The sequence below is a fragment of the Yersinia vastinensis genome (assembly GCF_044905075.1).
In the GTDB taxonomy this organism is placed as follows: Bacteria; Pseudomonadota; Gammaproteobacteria; order Enterobacterales; family Enterobacteriaceae; genus Yersinia; species Yersinia vastinensis.
This window is the reverse complement of record NZ_CP173260.1, coordinates 4,554,827-4,572,263: the sequence shown is the minus strand read 5'-3', so window position 1 is coordinate 4,572,263 and position 17,437 is coordinate 4,554,827. Positions and strand designations below refer to the sequence as shown.

Sequence of the window (17,437 nt, the reverse complement as noted above, 5' to 3'; positions counted from 1 at the left end):
GCTGCTAAAAAATGATTTTTGGCTAGCCAGATAATACCACCGCCATAATGAGTTGATAACTTAAATAGTTATATTGGCGGTGGATAAAAGGTGTATTGCTTTGAGAAATAAAATAATACGAACTCAAGTCATAATGCTACTTTCAGTATGGAAATGGATGCCATGAAATCATATGAAAACTCAGATCCTGCGTCGGCCGCGATAACCGTTCTTTCAGTTATCGCTGGACACAAAAAAAACCTTTGGGGGATTGGACTATTTACTGCGGTAATTAACATTTTGATGTTAGCACCTGCCATTTATATGCTGCAAGTTTATGATCGTGTTCTTGCTTCAGCTAATACCATGACATTATTGATGCTCACTATTCTGGTACTGGGAATCTTTATATTTATTGGTTTGCTTGAATGGATCCGTAGTGCTGTTGTCATTCGTTTAGGCACTCGTATTGATATGCAACTTAATCAACAGGTGTTTAATGCTGCATTTGCCTCTCAACTCATGGGGAATAAAACTCCAGCAGCTCAAGCATTAAATGATCTAACCTCTTTGCGTCAGTTTGCTACAGGCAATGCACTATTTGCATTTTTTGATGCCCCTTGGTTTCCACTCTATTTATTGGTGATATTTCTACTCCATCCTTGGTTGGGGGTATTAGCCACAGTAGGTGCGTGTGTACTTATTTTTCTGGCTTGGTTTAACCAATGGATATGTAAAAAACCGTTGAAAGAAGCATCAACCATCACTTCACAGGCCACTCAACAGGCTAATGCAAATTTACGTAATGCAGATGCTATCGAAGCGATGGGGATGCTAGATGCCTTGCGAGAACGCTGGTTAGTACAACATTCACATTTCCTTTATCAGCAAAATATCGCCAGTGACAAAAGCAGTCAGGTCACCGCCGTGTCTAAATCCAGCCGTCAAGCCCTGCAATCAATGATGTTGGGGCTCGGTGCATTGTTGGTTATCGACGGGGCAATTACGGCGGGAGTGATGATCGCGGGATCAATTTTGATTGGCCGGGTCTTGAGTCCAATTGATCAATTAATTGCCGTTTGGAAACAGTGGAGTCATGCACGGCTCTCCTACCAGCGCCTAACACATCTGTTGGCCCAATATCCCCCTTTATCGAAAGGCATGGTTTTATCAGCCCCGACAGGGAAATTAAGTGTAATGCACCTGACTGCTTGCAAACCAGGTACGCATATTCCGCTTTTATCCGGCATCAGCTTTGAGCTGCAACCCGGTGATGTCTTGGGTGTTTTAGGGCCATCAGGTAGTGGAAAATCCACATTGGCAAAGCTCTTGGTGGCTTGTAAACCTGCGTTTAGTGGTTCGGTACGTTTAGATAATGCAAACCTTTGCCAATGGGATAAAGCCCGTTTAGGGAAATTTATTGGCTATTTGCCACAAGATATTCAGCTATTTCGTGGGTCGATTGCTGAAAATATTGCGCGCTTTGGCGCAATTGATACTACAAAAGTGATTGCAGCCGCTCAGATGGCGGGGGTCCACGACTTAATCCTGCATATGCCACAGGGCTACGATACTCAGCTTGGGGATGGAGGCGAGGAGTTGTCTGGCGGCCAGCGTCAACGTATTGCATTGGCACGGGCCATGTATGATGTACCCCGGCTTATTGTGCTGGATGAGCCGAATGCCAGCTTAGATAAAGAAGGGGAAAGAGCTTTGTTAGATAGCATTATCCAGCTCAAACAGCAGGGTTGTACTATCGTGATGATTACGCATAAACCTGAGCTCTTGTCTGGAAGCGACTATCTGTTATTTCTCAATAATGGGCGAGTGGAGTTATTTGATAGTACCCAGACGGTTTTGCAAAAGGCGCAGTGCCAGGATAAGCCCCCCGTTAAAACTGAAGTTAAAACCCCGAATAACAAAAAACCTTGGGGGAGTGGAACGTCATATGGCGTCACCCTCGCTCACACGGCACCGCAAAAATCGTAATTTTTGACTCATCCAATGGACGGACGGAGAGATAACCCATGTTATCTGGATCAGAGCGTTACCCAATGAAAAACATCAGTCACCGACGACAAAACCTACCTCCACTTCAGACCAATAGTGGGAGATATCTTGGTCTTGGTGGGGTATTGGTTCTTGGCGGTTTTATCGGTTCTTTACTTTGGGCTGGATTAGCGCCCTTGGATAAAGGGATTGCGGTTATGGGGCATATTGTTGTTGCTGAAAATCGTAAGGTTATTCAGCCATTACAAGGTGGACGTATCCAGCAGTTGCATGTTCTTGAGGGTGACGAAGTCACCGAAGGGCAATTACTGGTGACGCTGGATGATACCGCGATGCGCAGTCATCGCGATAACTTACAGCACCAATATTTAAGTGCTCTCGCTCAGGAATCCCGCTTGACTGCCGAGCAACATGATTTACCCGCCATTATTTTCCCTCCAGCCTTACGAGAATATTCCGACCAATCTTTAGTTGAGCGTCATATCGCTTTACAACAGCAGCTTTTCCATCATCGCCGTCAGGCTCAATTGAGCGAAATTGCCCGACTATCAGCACAAATGACTCGTCATGAGAGCCGATTGGAGGGGTTACAAGCGCTTCGGGGTTATAACCAGCGTCAATTTGATCTATTCCAGCGGCAACTACAGGGTGTGCAACTCTTGGCAAAAAATGGTCATGCAGCCCAAAGCCAATTGCTCGATATGGAGCGTCAGTCTATTTCACTGCGGGCTGGCGTCGAAAAAAATACCAGTGAGATATTGGAGTTACATAAGCAAGTGAGCGAAACAGAACAGCATATATCACAACGGCGCGAACAGTTTAAAAGTGAGAATCGCGAGCAATTAGCCAAAGTGCAGCAAACTGTTCAAGATTTGGAGCAGCGTTTGGGGGTTGCTGAGTATGAATTAAATCATGCCCGTATTTTTTCACCAGTCAGTGGTTCAGTTATTGCACTTGCTCAACATACGGTTGGGGGGGTGGTAAGTACGGGGCAAACATTAATGGAGGTGGTGCCTAATGGGCAGCCACTATTAGCTGAAGCGCAGCTCCCAGTATCTTTAATTGATAAGGTTACTGTTGGGCTTCCCGTAGATCTTAATTTCTCTGCTTTTAATCAAAGTGATACTCCGCGATTACAAGGCTCTGTATTACAGGTCGGGGCTGACCGTATACAGCATCCGAATACTTTAGAACCTTATTATCCTCTCACTGTGGCGATTGATACCGCGCAAACGCAATTGGCAATCCGGCCCGGTATGTCTGTTGATATTTTTATCCGTACTGGGGAACGGTCGCTACTCAGTTATCTGTTTAAACCTCTCACTGATCGCTTGCATGTCGCTTTTGCAGAAGAGTAGTTGCTTAGGATTAACTCATTGAAAATAAATGGATATAGTGATTTAATTCATGAGAATACAACACAATAATGACAAAGTGGTGCTTTGGTGGGGAAGTGCTTTATTGACGAGTAGTTTCCATATTTATCTGCTGTGGTTATTGAGCACAACATTTATCCCCATGATAAATACAGATGATTCCCCTGTCTCGATGATGATAGCGCTGTCGACTGAGCCAGAGTTTGCCCCTATTTGGGAGCAAAAATCGGCGGTTGGTATTACTCAAGATTTTAACGAACCGGTGGTCGAACAATCTGAAAGCCAACCAGAAAGCGCGGATGATTTCATCATATTGCCTGAACAACCGGTGGCTTCATTGGTTGTTGAAAAACAAGTGGAAGCCATCAAAAAAGATCCCGCTAAAACGAAACGGTTACGGTCGAAAGTCAAAGAGCAGCGTCAGCCTACCACTGAACCTACGGCAGATAACCACAACAAACCAACACCCGCAGCAGTTGCAACGAGCACCCCTTTGTCGGGAGAAAGCCACCAAGTCGCCGCCGCTGCAAACAGTGATTCGTCGCATATTCAACAAACTAAAGTGAGTTGGAAAGGACTCGTGCAGGGGCATCTTAATAACTTTAAACGTTATCCACCCAGCGCCAGAAAGAAACGCCAACAAGGAACGACGACCATTCGTTTTGTGGTCAATCAGGATGGCTATGTATTATCGGTCCATCTTAAAAATAGCAGCAGGGTAATGGATTTAGACAATGAGGCATTAGCCGTGATTAAACGTGCTCAACCCTTACCTAAACCCCCTGCGGAGCTGTTATCGCACGGGCAGATAACATTGACGCTGCCCATTGGCTTTAATCTAAAAAAGTAGAGTTCTCAGCTAAGGAACAGGATGAAGGCGTACTCATCCTGTCGGCTTTATTGAGAATGCCCCCCTTCTTTTTTTAACTAATTCACGGAATTTGACTCCTCCAGGATTAGTTTTCATTCGTGCAACCCGATTATCCATGTCTTTCATAATGCCTCCATTTCACTATCATTATTGATATCAAATCTCGCCCTCGAGCCGACTTAAAAAGTGGCCGAGGTAGGCAAACAGTGAACATGGCTGGTTGATTTGCCAAGCAAAGTGATGAAATCCGTAGCAGCGGCTTGCAAAAAGAAAAGATAAAAAAGCCGAGCATAAAGTTCGGCTTAATAAATGAGAGAGTATTAGTGAGAGGTATTATTCACCAGGGCAGCGCAAACACCGCTCGGCTTCATCAGCACCCAGTCTTAATTTAGACTGTAAGTCACGCAGTGCAGTACGCAAACCTTCTTCAATAACCGGGTGATAGAATGGCATATCCAGCATTTGGCCGATAGTCATTTGCTGCTGGTGTGCCCAAGCCAATAGGTGTGCAATATGTTCTGCACTTGGCCCCATCATCTCTGCCCCCAAGAAACGGCCAGTGCCTTGCTCACCGTAGACTCTTAAGATGCCCTTGTTTTTCAGCATGACGCGTGAGCGCCCTTGATTCTCAAATGAAACTTCACCGACCTCGAAACAGCCGCAGGCACTGAATTTTTGCGACAACTCGCGGAAGGTAGAGCCAACCATGGCGATTTGTGGGTCTGAGAAAACCACCGAAATTGGGCTGCGACGTAAACCGGGTACCACTTCAGGGAACCCGCCCGCATTTACACCCGCAATCCGCGCCTGATCACTGGCTTCGTGTAGCAAAGGTAATTGGTTACTGGCGTCACCAGCGATAAAAATATGCGGTACGCTGGTTTGCATTGTGAGTCTGTCTGCCGATGGAACACCGCGATCGTCAAGCTTGAGTGAGGTATTTTCTAGCCCCAGTTTATCGACATTAGGGCGACGGCCTGTGGCGGCTAAAACATAATCCACCATGATTTCTTGTGGTTTGCCGGCTTCGCCCAGATAGCGGATAAAGACCTTATCCCCTTCACGCTGCATCACTTCAACTTTCACATCAGGATTCAGATAGAACTCTTCACCCAATGTTTTCGCGGCGTAACTGCGCACAATGCTGTCAGTTAGCGGTCCGACACCGCCGCCAACGCCAAACATTTTGACCTGAACACCCAACCGGTGTAGTGCCTGACCAAGTTCTAGCCCGATAACGCCAGGGCCAAATACCGCGACTGATTCTGGTAAATCATCCCAGTTAAAAACATCATCGTTAACAATCAGCCGGTCACCCAGAGCATTCCAAGGCGCAGGCCAAGTTGGACGAGAGCCTGTGGCAATTACGATGCGTTGTGCAATAATTCTAGTATGATCATCAACTTGAAGAGTGTTGTCATCAATAAAACGTGCATAACCCTGAATTTTATCCGTTGCTGGAATACTCTCTACGCCTTCCAAAACAAAACCGACAAAACGGTCACGCTCACGTTTTACGCGATCCATAACTTCACGACCATTAATTAGAATCTCGCCTTGTGGGTGGATTCCAAATCCGGGTGCTTTTTCAATCTGATGCACAGCTTCAGCCGCCGCAATCAGCAGTTTGGATGGCATGCAACCGACACGTGCACAGGTAGTACCGTATTCACCACCTTCGATCATCACCACGTTCGGGGTCGACAGTTTGGCTGCGCGATAAGCGCCAAGCCCGGCAGTACCGCCGCCAATAACGGCGACATCAACGTTTAAGGTTTTCATGTCTGCTCCTAACAGAAAAAAAGGGTAGGCCGAAGCCTACCAAGTTACTTCATACGATCTTCATTTTTATTGATGTACATATTTTTCATGGCATTAAGCAGACAGATAATTCTCTAAATCATCACTGCCACCGATATGACGACCACCAATAAACACTTGTGGTACTGTCCCTCGGCCAGTCACAGCACGCAGGCTAACGGTCGTTGCATCTTTGCCCAGTACGATTTCTTCATACTGAATACCGCGTTCTTGCAGCATTTGTTTTGCTTTGGCGCAGAATGGGCAGCCCGGTTTAGTAAAGACAGAAACAGACTCTTGGACTTTAAAATCAGGAGCCAGATACTTCAGCATGGTGTCGGCGTCAGACACTTCAAACGGGTCGCCCGGTTTGTTTGGCTCGACAAACATTTTTTCTACCACGCCGTTACGCACCAGCATGGAATAACGCCATGAACGTGGCCCAAAGCCCACATCGGTCTTTTCAACCAGCATATTCATGCCTTGGGTAAATTCGCCGTTACCATCGGGAATGAACGTAATATTTTCGGCATTCTGATCAGCTTTCCAGGCATTCATGACAAAGGTGTCATTGACGGATACACACAAAATGCTATCAACACCGTGTTGTTTAAATACACTGGCTAATTCGTTATAACGTGGCAGGTGGCTTGAAGAACATGTCGGGGTAAACGCGCCCGGCAGTGAAAATACGATGACGGTTTTGTTATTGAATAGCTCGTCGGTGGTCACATCAATCCACTGGTCACCCTGACGGGTATGGAAAGTCACCTGTGGAATTTTTTTACCTTCTTGGCTAGTAAACATGTGTAACTCCTTAATAAAAAAATGAAATATTTTAATTTTTCTAGGTATCTTTTCGTTGGGACACATTATTCATTTTATCACTTGATAGTTCTAATCACTGGTTGCTATCTTATCTATCGTCAATGGCTATCATAAAGCGGAGCACCGATGAATATTCGTGATTTGGAATACCTAGTGGCGCTGGCTGAATTCAGGCATTTCAGGCGGGCCGCCGACTCTTGTCATGTCAGTCAACCCACGTTAAGTGGCCAGATTCGTAAGTTGGAAGATGAGTTGGGCGTGATGTTGTTGGAGCGCACCAGCCGTAAAGTGCTGTTTACACAGGCTGGGTTATTGCTAGTGGAGCAGGCCAGAACAGTATTGCGAGAAGTCAAAGTTCTCAAAGAGATGGCCAGTTTGCAGGGTGAAAGTATGTCTGGCCCGTTACATATTGGGCTTATTCCTACTGTTGGGCCTTATTTATTGCCACAAATCATTCCGATGTTGCATCAGACATTCCCAAAACTGGAAATGTACCTGCATGAAGCGCAGACCCAAAATCTTTTGGCTCAATTGGATAGCGGCAAATTGGATTGTGCGATTCTGGCGTTGGTCAAAGAAACCGAAGCGTTTATTGAAGTCCCACTTTTTGATGAGCCGATGCAATTGGCGATTTATAGCGACCATCCGTGGGCTTCACGTGAAAAAGTTCAAATGCATGAACTGGCAGGTGAGAAATTGCTGATGCTAGAAGATGGTCACTGCTTACGTGATCAAGCGATGGGCTTTTGCTTCCAAGCGGGAGCCGAAGAAGATACGCATTTCCGTGCTACCAGTTTGGAAACACTGCGCAACATGGTCGCTGCGGGTAGCGGCATTACGCTCTTGCCTTCACTGGCCGTGCCAAATGAAAGAAATCGTGACGGCGTATGTTATCTCGAATGCTATAAACCCGTCCCCAAACGCACCATTGCGTTGGTGTATCGCCCCGGTTCCCCATTGCGTGGCCGCTATGAGCAACTTGCCGAGGCAATACGTGAGCACATGCAACCACGTATGAGCCCAGAAGTGATAAACGAAAAGTCAGAACAGGCGGTTTAAACCATTGAGTGCTGCCACGCGATAGGCTTCAGCCATGGTTGGATAGTTGAAGGTTGTATTAACGAAATATTCGATAGTATTGCCTTCTCCTTTCTGCTCCATGATGGCCTGACCGATGTGGATAATTTCAGCCGCACGTTCACCAAAGCAATGGATTCCCAAAATTTGCTTGGTTTCCCGATGGAACAGGATTTTTAAGCTACCTGTGTTCATCCCGACGATTTGTGCGCGGGCGAGGTGCTTAAATTGCGCCCGCCCCACTTCGTAAGGGACTTTCATCGCAGTCAAATCTTGCTCAGTTTTACCCACAGAGCTGATTTCTGGGATGGTGTAAATGCCGGTGGGAATATCTTCGATCAGGTGAACCTGTGCTTCACCTTTGATCATCGCTTGCGCGGCAATTCGCCCCTGATCATAAGCCGCTGAGGCCAGACTCGGATAACCAATCACATCCCCGACCGCATACACATGAGGCAGCGCTGTCTGATACATGCTGTTGACCTTCAACAGACCACGGCTATCAGCTTCCAGCCCAATGTTTTCCAGCCCTAAACCACTGGTATTACCGGTACGGCCATTGGCATACAGCAAACAATCAGCTTTGACTTTTTTGCCTGATTTCAGGTGGACGATAACCCCATCCACGGTCCCCTCAATCTGCTCAAACTCTTCGTTGTGGCGGATCACCACGCCGTTATTCCAGAAGTGGTAAGAGAGGGCATCTGACATTTCCTGATCAAGGAAAGCCAGCAGCCGGTCGCGGGTGTTGATCAAATCAACTTTGACACTCAACCCACGGAAGATTGAAGCATATTCGCAGCCAATAACTCCGGCACCATAGATAATGACGTGCTGTGGTTCATGACTGAGCTGTAAAATGGTATCACTGTCGTAAATACGCTCATGGGTAAAATCGACGTTTGCAGGGCGATAGGGGCGGGAGCCCGTCGCAATGACAATATTGTCAGCCGTCAATTGATCTGAAGTGCCATCGGCATAACGCACATTGATAGTATTGGCATCAATGAAACTAGCATCACCTGAAAACATCTGACAGTGATTGCGATCATAAAAGCCTTGACGCATACGGGTCTGCTGGTTAATAACGCGATCCGCATGGTTTAAGATATCAGCAAAAGAAGAGCTGATGGTTCTGGCATTGTCGCTATAGAGTGGATTTTGGTTGAATTCGATAATACGGCTAACGGCGTGGCGCAAAGCTTTGGAAGGGATAGTGCCCCAATGGGTACATCCACCGCCCACATTGTTGTACCGTTCTATAACGGCAACTCGGGCGCCTTGCTTGACCAACCCCATAGCGGCACCTTCACCGCCAGGACCCGAGCCAATAACAATGGCATCAAAATGGAAGTGCTGTTGCATGTAGGAGAGACCTATTATTATACAAAATTACAACGCTACATTAACATCATCCCGCGTATAACCCAATAAACAATGGGTAAATCATCGGGATGTGTGCTGTAAAGCAGCAATTCCGTATTGGGATGATACGTTTGTATAACAGCTGTTACTATAAAGTTTGGTATATTGCTGACTATATGTCTTAGATTGAGAATTTGGATATCCCTTGGGTACGATTATGGGCGTCAGAGCACAACAAAAAGAGCGGACTCGTCGTTCCCTTATCGAAGCGGCGTTCAGTCAACTGAGTGCTGAACGGAGTTTTGCGAGCCTGAGTTTGCGGGAGGTCTCCCGTGAAGCTGGTATCGCACCGACTTCTTTTTACCGGCATTTCCGTGATGTAGACGAACTTGGCCTGACCATGGTCGATGAAAGCGGCCTGATGTTGCGCCAACTTATGCGTCAGGCGCGTCAGCGGATTGCCAAGGGCGGCAGTGTTATCCGCACGTCTGTTTCTACATTTATGGAATTCATCGGCAATAACCCTAATGCATTCCGCTTATTATTGCGGGAGCGCTCCGGGACTTCCGCGGCATTCCGTGCCGCCGTCGCGCGCGAAATTCAGCATTTTATTGCCGAGCTGGCCGATTATCTTGAGCTGGAAAATCACATGCCGCGCAGTTTCACCGAAGCCCAAGCTGAGGCCATGGTCACAATTGTCTTCAGTGCAGGTGCGGAAGTGCTGGACGTAGATATTGAACAGCGGCGACAGTTAGAAGAACGTTTGGTCTTACAGCTGCGGATGATCTCCAAGGGCGCTTATTATTGGTATCGTCGTGAGCAGGAAAGGCTTGCAGTGTCCCGCGCTTAATAAAAGTAAGGAAAATGATGGAACAATTTCACCGTGAAAAACAAACCAACCGTGAAACCGGTACCCTGCTGCTGGCACTAATTACAGGTTTGGCAATAAATGGTTCATTTAACGCGGTATTCAGCGCGTTTGTGTCTTTTTCGGTCTTTCCGCTACTGACGCTTATCTTGGCAGTGTATTGTTTGCACCAGCGCTACCTTAATTTTGCTATGCCACAAGGTTTGCCAGTGTTGGCTTCCGCGTGTTTCTTACTTGGTATTTTATTGTATAGCGCGATTGTGCGAGTTGAGCATCCGTCGATTGGCTCTAATTTTGTCCCTTCGATTCTGAGTGTGGTGTTGGTGTTCTGGATCTTATTCAAGCTGAAAACACGAAAGTCGTCGGCTCAGACTGAAGCAGATACCGACACCGATGATAACCAGCAGCCGCAATAGCGGTCAGGCTGTCGGGAATAAATAGAGAAAGGGCAACATTGTGTTGCCCTTTTGTCTGTCTATCAATTGTGTTTTTCGTTAGCCGCGTTTTTCCAGTAGAACCCCGCACTCCATATGATGGGTATAGGGGAATTGATCAAATAGCGCTAATCGACTGATTTTATGAGTATGCTTAAGCTGTTCGAGATTGGCGCACAGCGTCTCCGGGTTACAAGAGATGTAAAGGATACGCGGGTAAGCCTGTACCAGCTTGACGGTTTCATCATCTAGCCCACTGCGTGGCGGGTCAACAAAAATGGTTTCGCAATTATAGCTGCTTAAATCAATGCCCTTCAGGCGATTAAATTCACGCACACCTTGCATTGCCTGAGTAAACTCTTCTGCAGACATACGGATAATTTGCACATTATCAATGTTGTTTGCGGCAATATTATATTGCGCGGCAGCCACTGATGGTTTGGCAATCTCTGTTGCCAGCACGCGATTGAAGTTACGCGCCAACGCCAGTGAGAAATTACCATTGCCGCAGTACAGCTCCAGCAAATCACCACTGGCGTGTTGGGTGACATCAATGGCCCATTCCAACATATGAATATTCACCGCAGCATTCGGTTGGGTGAAACTGTTCTCAACTTGACGATAAATCATCTCGCGCCCAGCGACAGGCAAGACTTCGTCAATAAAGTCGTGGTCCAACATGATTTTCGTTTTCGCTGCTCGTCCAATCAATTGCAGATCAAAACCTTGCTCGCGTAGCTGGTCACGTAGCTCCAGCGCTTTCTGTTGCCATTCTTCATCTAATGGGCGGTGATACAACAAAGAAGCTATTAACTTGCCACTCAAAGTAGACAAATAATCAATTTGGAATAACTTACGCCGCAAAATTGGCTCGGCCCTGATGGCGGTCATCAGCACACTCATCAATCGATTAATTAACAGACTGGCGACCGGAAATTGTTCAACTCGGATGCGCTGCTTGGTCTGTTGGTCAAACATGATGTGGTACAAGTCGTCTTCATCGTGCCAAACGCGAAACTCAGCTCTCATGCGGTAATGTTCAGCAGGAGAACGGAATATTTCTGGAGCGGGTGCCTGAAACGGCGACATCATCGCCTGAAGGCGGGCAGATTTTTCCGCCAGTTGGTGGTCATAGCCGTCAGTCGGCAGGATGTCGGGAGTCATGTTTCTTCTCGTCTGGACAATATAAAAGAGGTTTATTCCTGCGGATTGTAGGGAAAGTGGAAGTGATGTCCAGTTTTGTCGTATTTAACCTCTTCTTGCGCCATGAAATTTATTGGTTATATCTCTCGTGATATGAGTAGAAGTCTAGACATCCATTTTACTTGATCGTAGCATTGCGGTCCGGCCTCATGCTGTTACTTAAACACCTAAGAGTTAAAAGGGAATCCGGTGTAAATCCGGAGCTGACGCGCAGCGGTAAGGGGAAGTCACGGCGATAGGTTTCATCCAGACACTGTCCGCAAGGATGGGAAGTCATCGCCCGCTCTGTTTCATGCCATTTATTCACCTCAGTATGATTTATTGTGGTTATTAAATTTAGTATCAGAGATCCCAAGCCCGAAGACCTGCCGGTATACGTCGCAATATTCGTGGTCGTCGCGTACTACCGGCCATGGCACTGCGGCATCCGCTATTTGAGTTTGGATGCTTTTTCATGACAATTAAAAAATATACGCTGCTCACAACCCTTTCTGTGACGGCATTTTCTGGATGGGCGCAGGGCAACACCACAACAGGTAATAAAGATGAAATGGTTGTCACCGCCAGCCGTTTCAAACAACCCGTCTCCACTGTCTTGGCTCCTACTGATGTCGTTACTCGCGATGATATCGAGCGTTGGCAAGCAAAAAGCCTCAATGAAGTTATGCGCCGGTTACCAGGCGTGGATATTTCGCAAACTGGGGGGTTAGGTCAGGGTTCTTCCATGTACATCCGTGGTACTGAAGCCCGACATGTTCTGGTATTAATTGACGGCATTCCTCTTGCGCGCACGGGGATTGTCAACAGTGTCGATTTTAATCAGATACCAATATCTCTGGTACAACGTGTGGAATATATCCGCGGACCACGCTCTGCCGTCTATGGCTCTGGGGCGATTGGCGGTGTTATCAACGTGATTACTCAATCTGATCAGGAAGGCGCGCAGATTAATGCCGGGGTCGGTTCTAAAGGTTACCAACAATATGATGGCAGTGTTCGCCAACGTTTTGGTGATACTTTGGCAACGCTGGCGGGTGGATATCAAACCACGAACGGCTATAACATCAGACCCAACTCACCTAACCCAATCGACAGTGATCGCGACGGTTTCCGTAATAAAAATTTCTGGGCGGGTCTGGAGCACCAATTCAACCAAGAGATATCTGGCTTCGTCAGGGGATATGGTTATACCAATAACACAGATTACGATGTGGGTAGCCTCTCTTCTCCGGCATACAGTGGCGATGTCGAACGGCTTTATAACCATACTTATGATGCCGGGCTACGCTATGTCTCGGGTGCCTATTCTTCCCAATTAATCGGGAGCTATCAGAAATATAAAGATTATAACTTCAGTAGCCAGTATGGCCGCTATGGGGTGGCAACCACGCTGGACAATATGGATCAGCGCAATGTGCAGTGGGGTAATACCTACAGCTTTGAAAGTGCGACGCTGAGCGCGGGTGTAGACTGGCAGCAACAGCGTTTAACTTCATCAAGCCAAATCATCTCTGATACCTATAAAAGAGATAACACCGGTTTATATCTAAGTGGGCAGCAGAAAATCGGTAATGTGACATTAGAAGCTTCTGGCCGTGAAGATAAAGATGAGCAGTTTGGCTGGCATGAAACTTGGCAAACCGCTGCGGGTTGGGAGTTTGTTCCTGATTACCGTGTGACTTTATCTTACGGCACCGGCTTCTTGGCGCCGTCATTGGGTCAGCAATATGGTTCGCAGCGCTTCGATATCTTATCAAATAGTGATCTGAAACCTGAGGAGTCCCGCCAATGGGAAGCTGGCCTTGAAGGGCTGACAGGGCCTATTGACTGGCGTTTATCTGCATACCACAACAAAATTGAAAACCTGATTGATTACACTTATGACTCGGTGACGTATAGAGGTCAATACTACAATGTGAACTCTGCAACCATAAAAGGTGTTGAATGGACGGGAAACTTTGATACCGGCATATTTAACCACCAGGTGACATTGCAATACATTGACCCACGTAATGATCTGAATAATGAAGTGTTAGCTCGCCGTTCGAAACATCAGGCTAAGTACCAGTTGGATTGGACGATGTTCAATGTTGATATGGATGTTTCTTATCAGTATTACAGCAAACGCTATGATAATAGCACCTCGATGTATAACTCGACTCAGCGTGAATTATCGAGTTACAGCACTGTTGACGTTTCTGCTGCTTATCCGGTTACTGCTCATCTAACAGTTCGTGGTAGAATTGCTAACCTGTTCGATAAAGAATACGAAACGGCTTATGGCTATAAAACCGCTGGACGAGAGTATTACCTCACAGGAAGTTATAACTTCTAAGGCTGATTCTTCTCCTCGCCCGACAGCGCTGATTTTTGATTCAGGTGTTGGCGGGCTATCTGTCTATCAAGAGATTCGGCAATTGTTGCCGGATCTCCACTATATATATGCTTTCGACAACGTCGCTTTCCCTTATGGGGAGAAATCAGGCGAGTTTATTGTTGAACGCGTGCTGGAAATTGTCACTGCGGTACAACAGCGTCATCCATTAGCAATAGTGGTCATCGCCTGTAACACCGCCAGCACGGTCTGTCTTACTGCTTTACGTGAACGTTTTGCCTTCCCGGTCGTCGGTGTTGTACCTGCTATCAAACCTGCAGTGCGGTTAACCCGTAATGGCGTTGTTGGCTTATTGGCGACTCGCGGCACAGTTCATGCTTCTTATACCTTGGATTTGATTGAGCGATTTGCCACTGATTGCAAAATTGAGTTACTGGGTTCCTCCGAGCTGGTGGAACTGGCAGAAACTAAGTTGCATGGCGGTGTGGTTCCCGCAGAGGCATTAAAGAAAATCCTTCATCCATGGTTAATGATGCGTGAACCCCCCGATACCATTGTCTTGGGTTGCACTCATTTCCCTCTGCTCGAAGAAGAATTAGCGCAAGTGCTACCGGAAGGAACGCGGATGGTTGATTCTGGTGCTGCAATTGCGCGGCGTACCGCTTGGCTTATTTCTTCTCAGGAAAATGTTGTTTCTTCTTCGGATGAAAATATTGCGTATTGCATGGCTTTGAATGCGGACACTGATGCTTTATTACCCGTTTTACAGGGTTATGGCTTCCCAACACTGGAAAAACTGCCAATTTAGCAGCGTTTTGACTAAAGATTCAGCGGTTGAAAAGTTTTTTTAAATTAGGGGTTGCAGGCTGTCAGGAACTCCCTATAATGCGCCTCCACTGACCGGGAACAACGAAACACACTTCGCCGGGTCAGGAAGAGAAAAGAATGATTTTGACTTCGAAAGAAACAAAAGAAAACCTTGACTCTTCAGCGGGAAAGCGTATTATCTGCCTCCCGCGTTACCGTAAGATTCGCCGCAAGGCAAACAGGTAACGAACGCTCTTTAACAATTTATCAGACAATCTGTGTGGGCACTCGCAAGACGATATCGAAGCCTGTTTCGGCAGGCAGAAGAAATATCAAAGTCTTGAAGAGTGACCAAAGCAGTAAACATTTGAACTTCGGTTCGAATGCATATTTGCAGAAAGTAATCTTTGAGCATCGCTACCTCGGTAGCAAATCAAACAAATCTTAAATTGAAGAGTTTGATCATGGCTCAGATTGAACGCTGGCGGCAGGCCTAACACATGCAAGTCGAGCGGCAGCGGAAAGTAGCTTGCTACTTTGCCGGCGAGCGGCGGACGGGTGAGTAATGTCTGGGAAACTGCCTGATGGAGGGGGATAACTACTGGAAACGGTAGCTAATACCGCATGACCTCGAAAGAGCAAAGTGGGGGACCTTCGGGCCTCACGCCATCGGATGTGCCCAGATGGGATTAGCTAGTAGGTGAGGTAATGGCTCACCTAGGCGACGATCCCTAGCTGGTCTGAGAGGATGACCAGCCACACTGGAACTGAGACACGGTCCAGACTCCTACGGGAGGCAGCAGTGGGGAATATTGCACAATGGGCGCAAGCCTGATGCAGCCATGCCGCGTGTGTGAAGAAGGCCTTCGGGTTGTAAAGCACTTTCAGCGAGGAGGAAGGCATTTCACTTAATACGTGAAGTGATTGACGTTACTCGCAGAAGAAGCACCGGCTAACTCCGTGCCAGCAGCCGCGGTAATACGGAGGGTGCAAGCGTTAATCGGAATTACTGGGCGTAAAGCGCACGCAGGCGGTTTGTTAAGTCAGATGTGAAATCCCCGAGCTTAACTTGGGAACTGCATTTGAAACTGGCAAGCTAGAGTCTTGTAGAGGGGGGTAGAATTCCAGGTGTAGCGGTGAAATGCGTAGAGATCTGGAGGAATACCGGTGGCGAAGGCGGCCCCCTGGACAAAGACTGACGCTCAGGTGCGAAAGCGTGGGGAGCAAACAGGATTAGATACCCTGGTAGTCCACGCTGTAAACGATGTCGACTTGGAGGTTGTGCCCTTGAGGCGTGGCTTCCGGAGCTAACGCGTTAAGTCGACCGCCTGGGGAGTACGGCCGCAAGGTTAAAACTCAAATGAATTGACGGGGGCCCGCACAAGCGGTGGAGCATGTGGTTTAATTCGATGCAACGCGAAGAACCTTACCTACTCTTGACATCCACAGAACTGAGCAGAGATGCTTAGGTGCCTTCGGGAACTGTGAGACAGGTGCTGCATGGCTGTCGTCAGCTCGTGTTGTGAAATGTTGGGTTAAGTCCCGCAACGAGCGCAACCCTTATCCTTTGTTGCCAGCACGTAATGGTGGGAACTCAAAGGAGACTGCCGGTGATAAACCGGAGGAAGGTGGGGATGACGTCAAGTCATCATGGCCCTTACGAGTAGGGCTACACACGTGCTACAATGGCAGATACAAAGTGAAGCGAACTCGCGAGAGCAAGCGGACCACATAAAGTCTGTCGTAGTCCGGATTGGAGTCTGCAACTCGACTCCATGAAGTCGGAATCGCTAGTAATCGTAGATCAGAATGCTACGGTGAATACGTTCCCGGGCCTTGTACACACCGCCCGTCACACCATGGGAGTGGGTTGCAAAAGAAGTAGGTAGCTTAACCTTCGGGAGGGCGCTTACCACTTTGTGATTCATGACTGGGGTGAAGTCGTAACAAGGTAACCGTAGGGGAACCTGCGGTTGGATCACCTCCTTACCTAACGATACGCATTGCGCAGTGTCCACACAGATTGTCTGATAGAAAGTAACGAGCAAATAAAGCCGGACTGAGAAATTGGTCGGGCTTTAGTACCTTGTTGGGTCTGTAGCTCAGGTGGTTAGAGCGCACCCCTGATAAGGGTGAGGTCGGTGGTTCAAGTCCACTCAGACCCACCAACTCACCATTCCCTGTTGAGTTGCAGCAATAAGGTGATTTTGCTTTTTATATGGGGCTATAGCTCAGCTGGGAGAGCGCCTGCCTTGCACGCAGGAGGTCAGCGGTTCGATCCCGCTTAGCTCCACCATATAAAAAAACTATTTCAAAACGCACTGAGGTCGCAAGACACAGTGGGTTGTGAAATATTGCTCTTTAACAATCTGGAACAAGCTGAAAATTGAAACAATACAGCTGAACATTATCTCTCCGTAGATGTACTGAGATAATAAGTAACCTGTATTAGAGTCTCTCAAATAATCACAACGCAAGTGGTCG

At 47.3% G+C, this 17,437-nt stretch carries 12 protein-coding genes, 2 tRNA genes, 1 rRNA gene and 1 riboswitch; of the genes, 11 read left to right on the top strand and 4 right to left on the bottom strand.

Features of this window, described 5'->3' with window-relative positions; genetic code table 11:
- Nucleotides 1-147 precede the first annotated feature (147 nt).
- Genes ACIOG0_RS21170 through ACIOG0_RS21160 form a run of 3 tightly spaced genes read left to right on the top strand, consistent with a single transcriptional unit; the run spans nucleotide 148 to nucleotide 4,215 of the window.
- Complete coding sequence (locus tag ACIOG0_RS21170) at nucleotides 148-1,968, top strand: type I secretion system permease/ATPase (RefSeq protein WP_186372045.1); 1,821 nt, start codon at nucleotides 148-150, stop codon at nucleotides 1,966-1,968.
- A 38-nt stretch (nucleotides 1,969-2,006) separates the two neighbouring features.
- Nucleotides 2,007-3,347, top strand: a complete 1,341-nt coding sequence (locus tag ACIOG0_RS21165) for an HlyD family type I secretion periplasmic adaptor subunit (protein WP_050101049.1) — start codon at nucleotides 2,007-2,009, stop codon at nucleotides 3,345-3,347.
- A gap of 49 nt (nucleotides 3,348-3,396) precedes the next feature.
- Entirely contained in the window at nucleotides 3,397-4,215 is an 819-nt protein-coding gene (locus tag ACIOG0_RS21160) for an energy transducer TonB (RefSeq protein ID WP_050101048.1), read from the top strand.
- 354 nt (nucleotides 4,216-4,569) lie between these two features.
- On the opposite strand, the gene ACIOG0_RS21155 is transcribed toward ACIOG0_RS21160, so the two are convergent.
- Both ACIOG0_RS21155 and ACIOG0_RS21150 read right to left on the bottom strand, forming a co-directional pair.
- Nucleotides 4,570-6,018, bottom strand: coding sequence for a dihydrolipoyl dehydrogenase (locus ACIOG0_RS21155; protein ID WP_128451831.1), 1,449 nt, complete (start codon nucleotides 6,016-6,018; stop codon nucleotides 4,570-4,572).
- 93 nt (nucleotides 6,019-6,111) lie between these two features.
- The gene (locus ACIOG0_RS21150; protein ID WP_050101046.1) at nucleotides 6,112-6,843 is read right to left on the bottom strand and encodes a glutathione peroxidase; all 732 of its coding nucleotides are present in this window, start codon (nucleotides 6,841-6,843) and stop codon (nucleotides 6,112-6,114) included.
- Nucleotides 6,844-6,990: 147 nt separating this feature from the next.
- Here ACIOG0_RS21150 and oxyR point away from each other — a divergent pair, with 147 nt between their 5' ends.
- Complete coding sequence (gene oxyR / locus ACIOG0_RS21145) at nucleotides 6,991-7,923, top strand: DNA-binding transcriptional regulator OxyR (protein WP_050101045.1); 933 nt, start codon at nucleotides 6,991-6,993, stop codon at nucleotides 7,921-7,923.
- On the opposite strand, the gene sthA is transcribed toward oxyR, so the two are convergent.
- The gene (gene sthA / locus ACIOG0_RS21140; RefSeq protein WP_050101044.1) at nucleotides 7,906-9,306 is read right to left on the bottom strand and encodes a Si-specific NAD(P)(+) transhydrogenase; all 1,401 of its coding nucleotides are present in this window, start codon (nucleotides 9,304-9,306) and stop codon (nucleotides 7,906-7,908) included. The two genes, oxyR and sthA, sit on opposite strands and share 18 nt — an antisense overlap.
- Before the next feature lie 217 nt (nucleotides 9,307-9,523).
- Between sthA and fabR the strand changes: the two genes are divergently transcribed.
- Complete coding sequence (fabR, locus tag ACIOG0_RS21135) at nucleotides 9,524-10,156, top strand: HTH-type transcriptional repressor FabR (RefSeq protein ID WP_050101043.1); 633 nt, start codon at nucleotides 9,524-9,526, stop codon at nucleotides 10,154-10,156.
- A 17-nt stretch (nucleotides 10,157-10,173) separates the two neighbouring features.
- A complete protein-coding gene (locus ACIOG0_RS21130) occupies nucleotides 10,174-10,590 on the top strand; it encodes a YijD family membrane protein (RefSeq protein ID WP_072086721.1) in 417 nt (138 codons plus the stop codon).
- Nucleotides 10,591-10,668: 78 nt separating this feature from the next.
- Here the strand turns inward: ACIOG0_RS21130 and trmA are convergent, their stop codons facing one another.
- The gene (trmA, locus tag ACIOG0_RS21125; protein ID WP_050101041.1) at nucleotides 10,669-11,772 is read right to left on the bottom strand and encodes a tRNA (uridine(54)-C5)-methyltransferase TrmA; all 1,104 of its coding nucleotides are present in this window, start codon (nucleotides 11,770-11,772) and stop codon (nucleotides 10,669-10,671) included.
- Nucleotides 11,773-11,936: 164 nt separating this feature from the next.
- Nucleotides 11,937-12,199: riboswitch (cobalamin riboswitch) on the top strand.
- A 66-nt stretch (nucleotides 12,200-12,265) separates the two neighbouring features.
- On the opposite strand from trmA, the gene btuB reads away from it, so the two are divergent.
- The 5 genes from btuB to ACIOG0_RS21100 all read left to right on the top strand — a co-directional run bounded on the left by btuB (nucleotide 12,266) and on the right by ACIOG0_RS21100 (nucleotide 17,249).
- Nucleotides 12,266-14,146: a TonB-dependent vitamin B12 receptor BtuB gene (gene btuB / locus ACIOG0_RS21120; RefSeq protein WP_050101040.1), complete on the top strand. Its 1,881-nt coding sequence runs from the start codon at nucleotides 12,266-12,268 to the stop codon at nucleotides 14,144-14,146.
- The gene (murI, locus tag ACIOG0_RS21115) at nucleotides 14,091-14,954 is read left to right on the top strand and encodes a glutamate racemase (protein WP_050101039.1); all 864 of its coding nucleotides are present in this window, start codon (nucleotides 14,091-14,093) and stop codon (nucleotides 14,952-14,954) included. The genes btuB and murI overlap by 56 nt, the downstream gene beginning before the upstream one ends.
- A 445-nt stretch (nucleotides 14,955-15,399) precedes the next feature.
- Nucleotides 15,400-16,942, top strand: a 16S ribosomal RNA gene (locus ACIOG0_RS21110).
- A 102-nt stretch (nucleotides 16,943-17,044) separates the two neighbouring features.
- Nucleotides 17,045-17,121 (top strand) — tRNA-Ile (locus ACIOG0_RS21105).
- A 52-nt stretch (nucleotides 17,122-17,173) separates the two neighbouring features.
- A tRNA-Ala gene (locus ACIOG0_RS21100) sits at nucleotides 17,174-17,249 on the top strand.
- Nucleotides 17,250-17,437 lie beyond the last annotated feature (188 nt).

Bases quoted from the DNA above. Each gene is read 5' to 3' on its own strand.
- ACIOG0_RS21170 (WP_186372045.1), top strand. From the start codon at position 148: ATGGAAATGGATGCCATGAAATCATATGAAAACTCAGATCCTGCGTCG.
- ACIOG0_RS21165 (WP_050101049.1), top strand. From the start codon at position 2,007: ATGTTATCTGGATCAGAGCGTTACCCAATGAAAAACATCAGTCACCGA.
- ACIOG0_RS21160 (WP_050101048.1), top strand. From the start codon at position 3,397: ATGAGAATACAACACAATAATGACAAAGTGGTGCTTTGGTGGGGAAGT.
- ACIOG0_RS21155 (WP_128451831.1), bottom strand. From the start codon at position 6,018: ATGAAAACCTTAAACGTTGATGTCGCCGTTATTGGCGGCGGTACTGCC.
- ACIOG0_RS21150 (WP_050101046.1), bottom strand. From the start codon at position 6,843: ATGTTTACTAGCCAAGAAGGTAAAAAAATTCCACAGGTGACTTTCCAT.
- oxyR (WP_050101045.1), top strand. From the start codon at position 6,991: ATGAATATTCGTGATTTGGAATACCTAGTGGCGCTGGCTGAATTCAGG.
- sthA (WP_050101044.1), bottom strand. From the start codon at position 9,306: ATGCAACAGCACTTCCATTTTGATGCCATTGTTATTGGCTCGGGTCCT.
- fabR (WP_050101043.1), top strand. From the start codon at position 9,524: ATGGGCGTCAGAGCACAACAAAAAGAGCGGACTCGTCGTTCCCTTATC.
- ACIOG0_RS21130 (WP_072086721.1), top strand. From the start codon at position 10,174: ATGGAACAATTTCACCGTGAAAAACAAACCAACCGTGAAACCGGTACC.
- trmA (WP_050101041.1), bottom strand. From the start codon at position 11,772: ATGACTCCCGACATCCTGCCGACTGACGGCTATGACCACCAACTGGCG.
- btuB (WP_050101040.1), top strand. From the start codon at position 12,266: ATGACAATTAAAAAATATACGCTGCTCACAACCCTTTCTGTGACGGCA.
- murI (WP_050101039.1), top strand. From the start codon at position 14,091: ATGGCTATAAAACCGCTGGACGAGAGTATTACCTCACAGGAAGTTATA.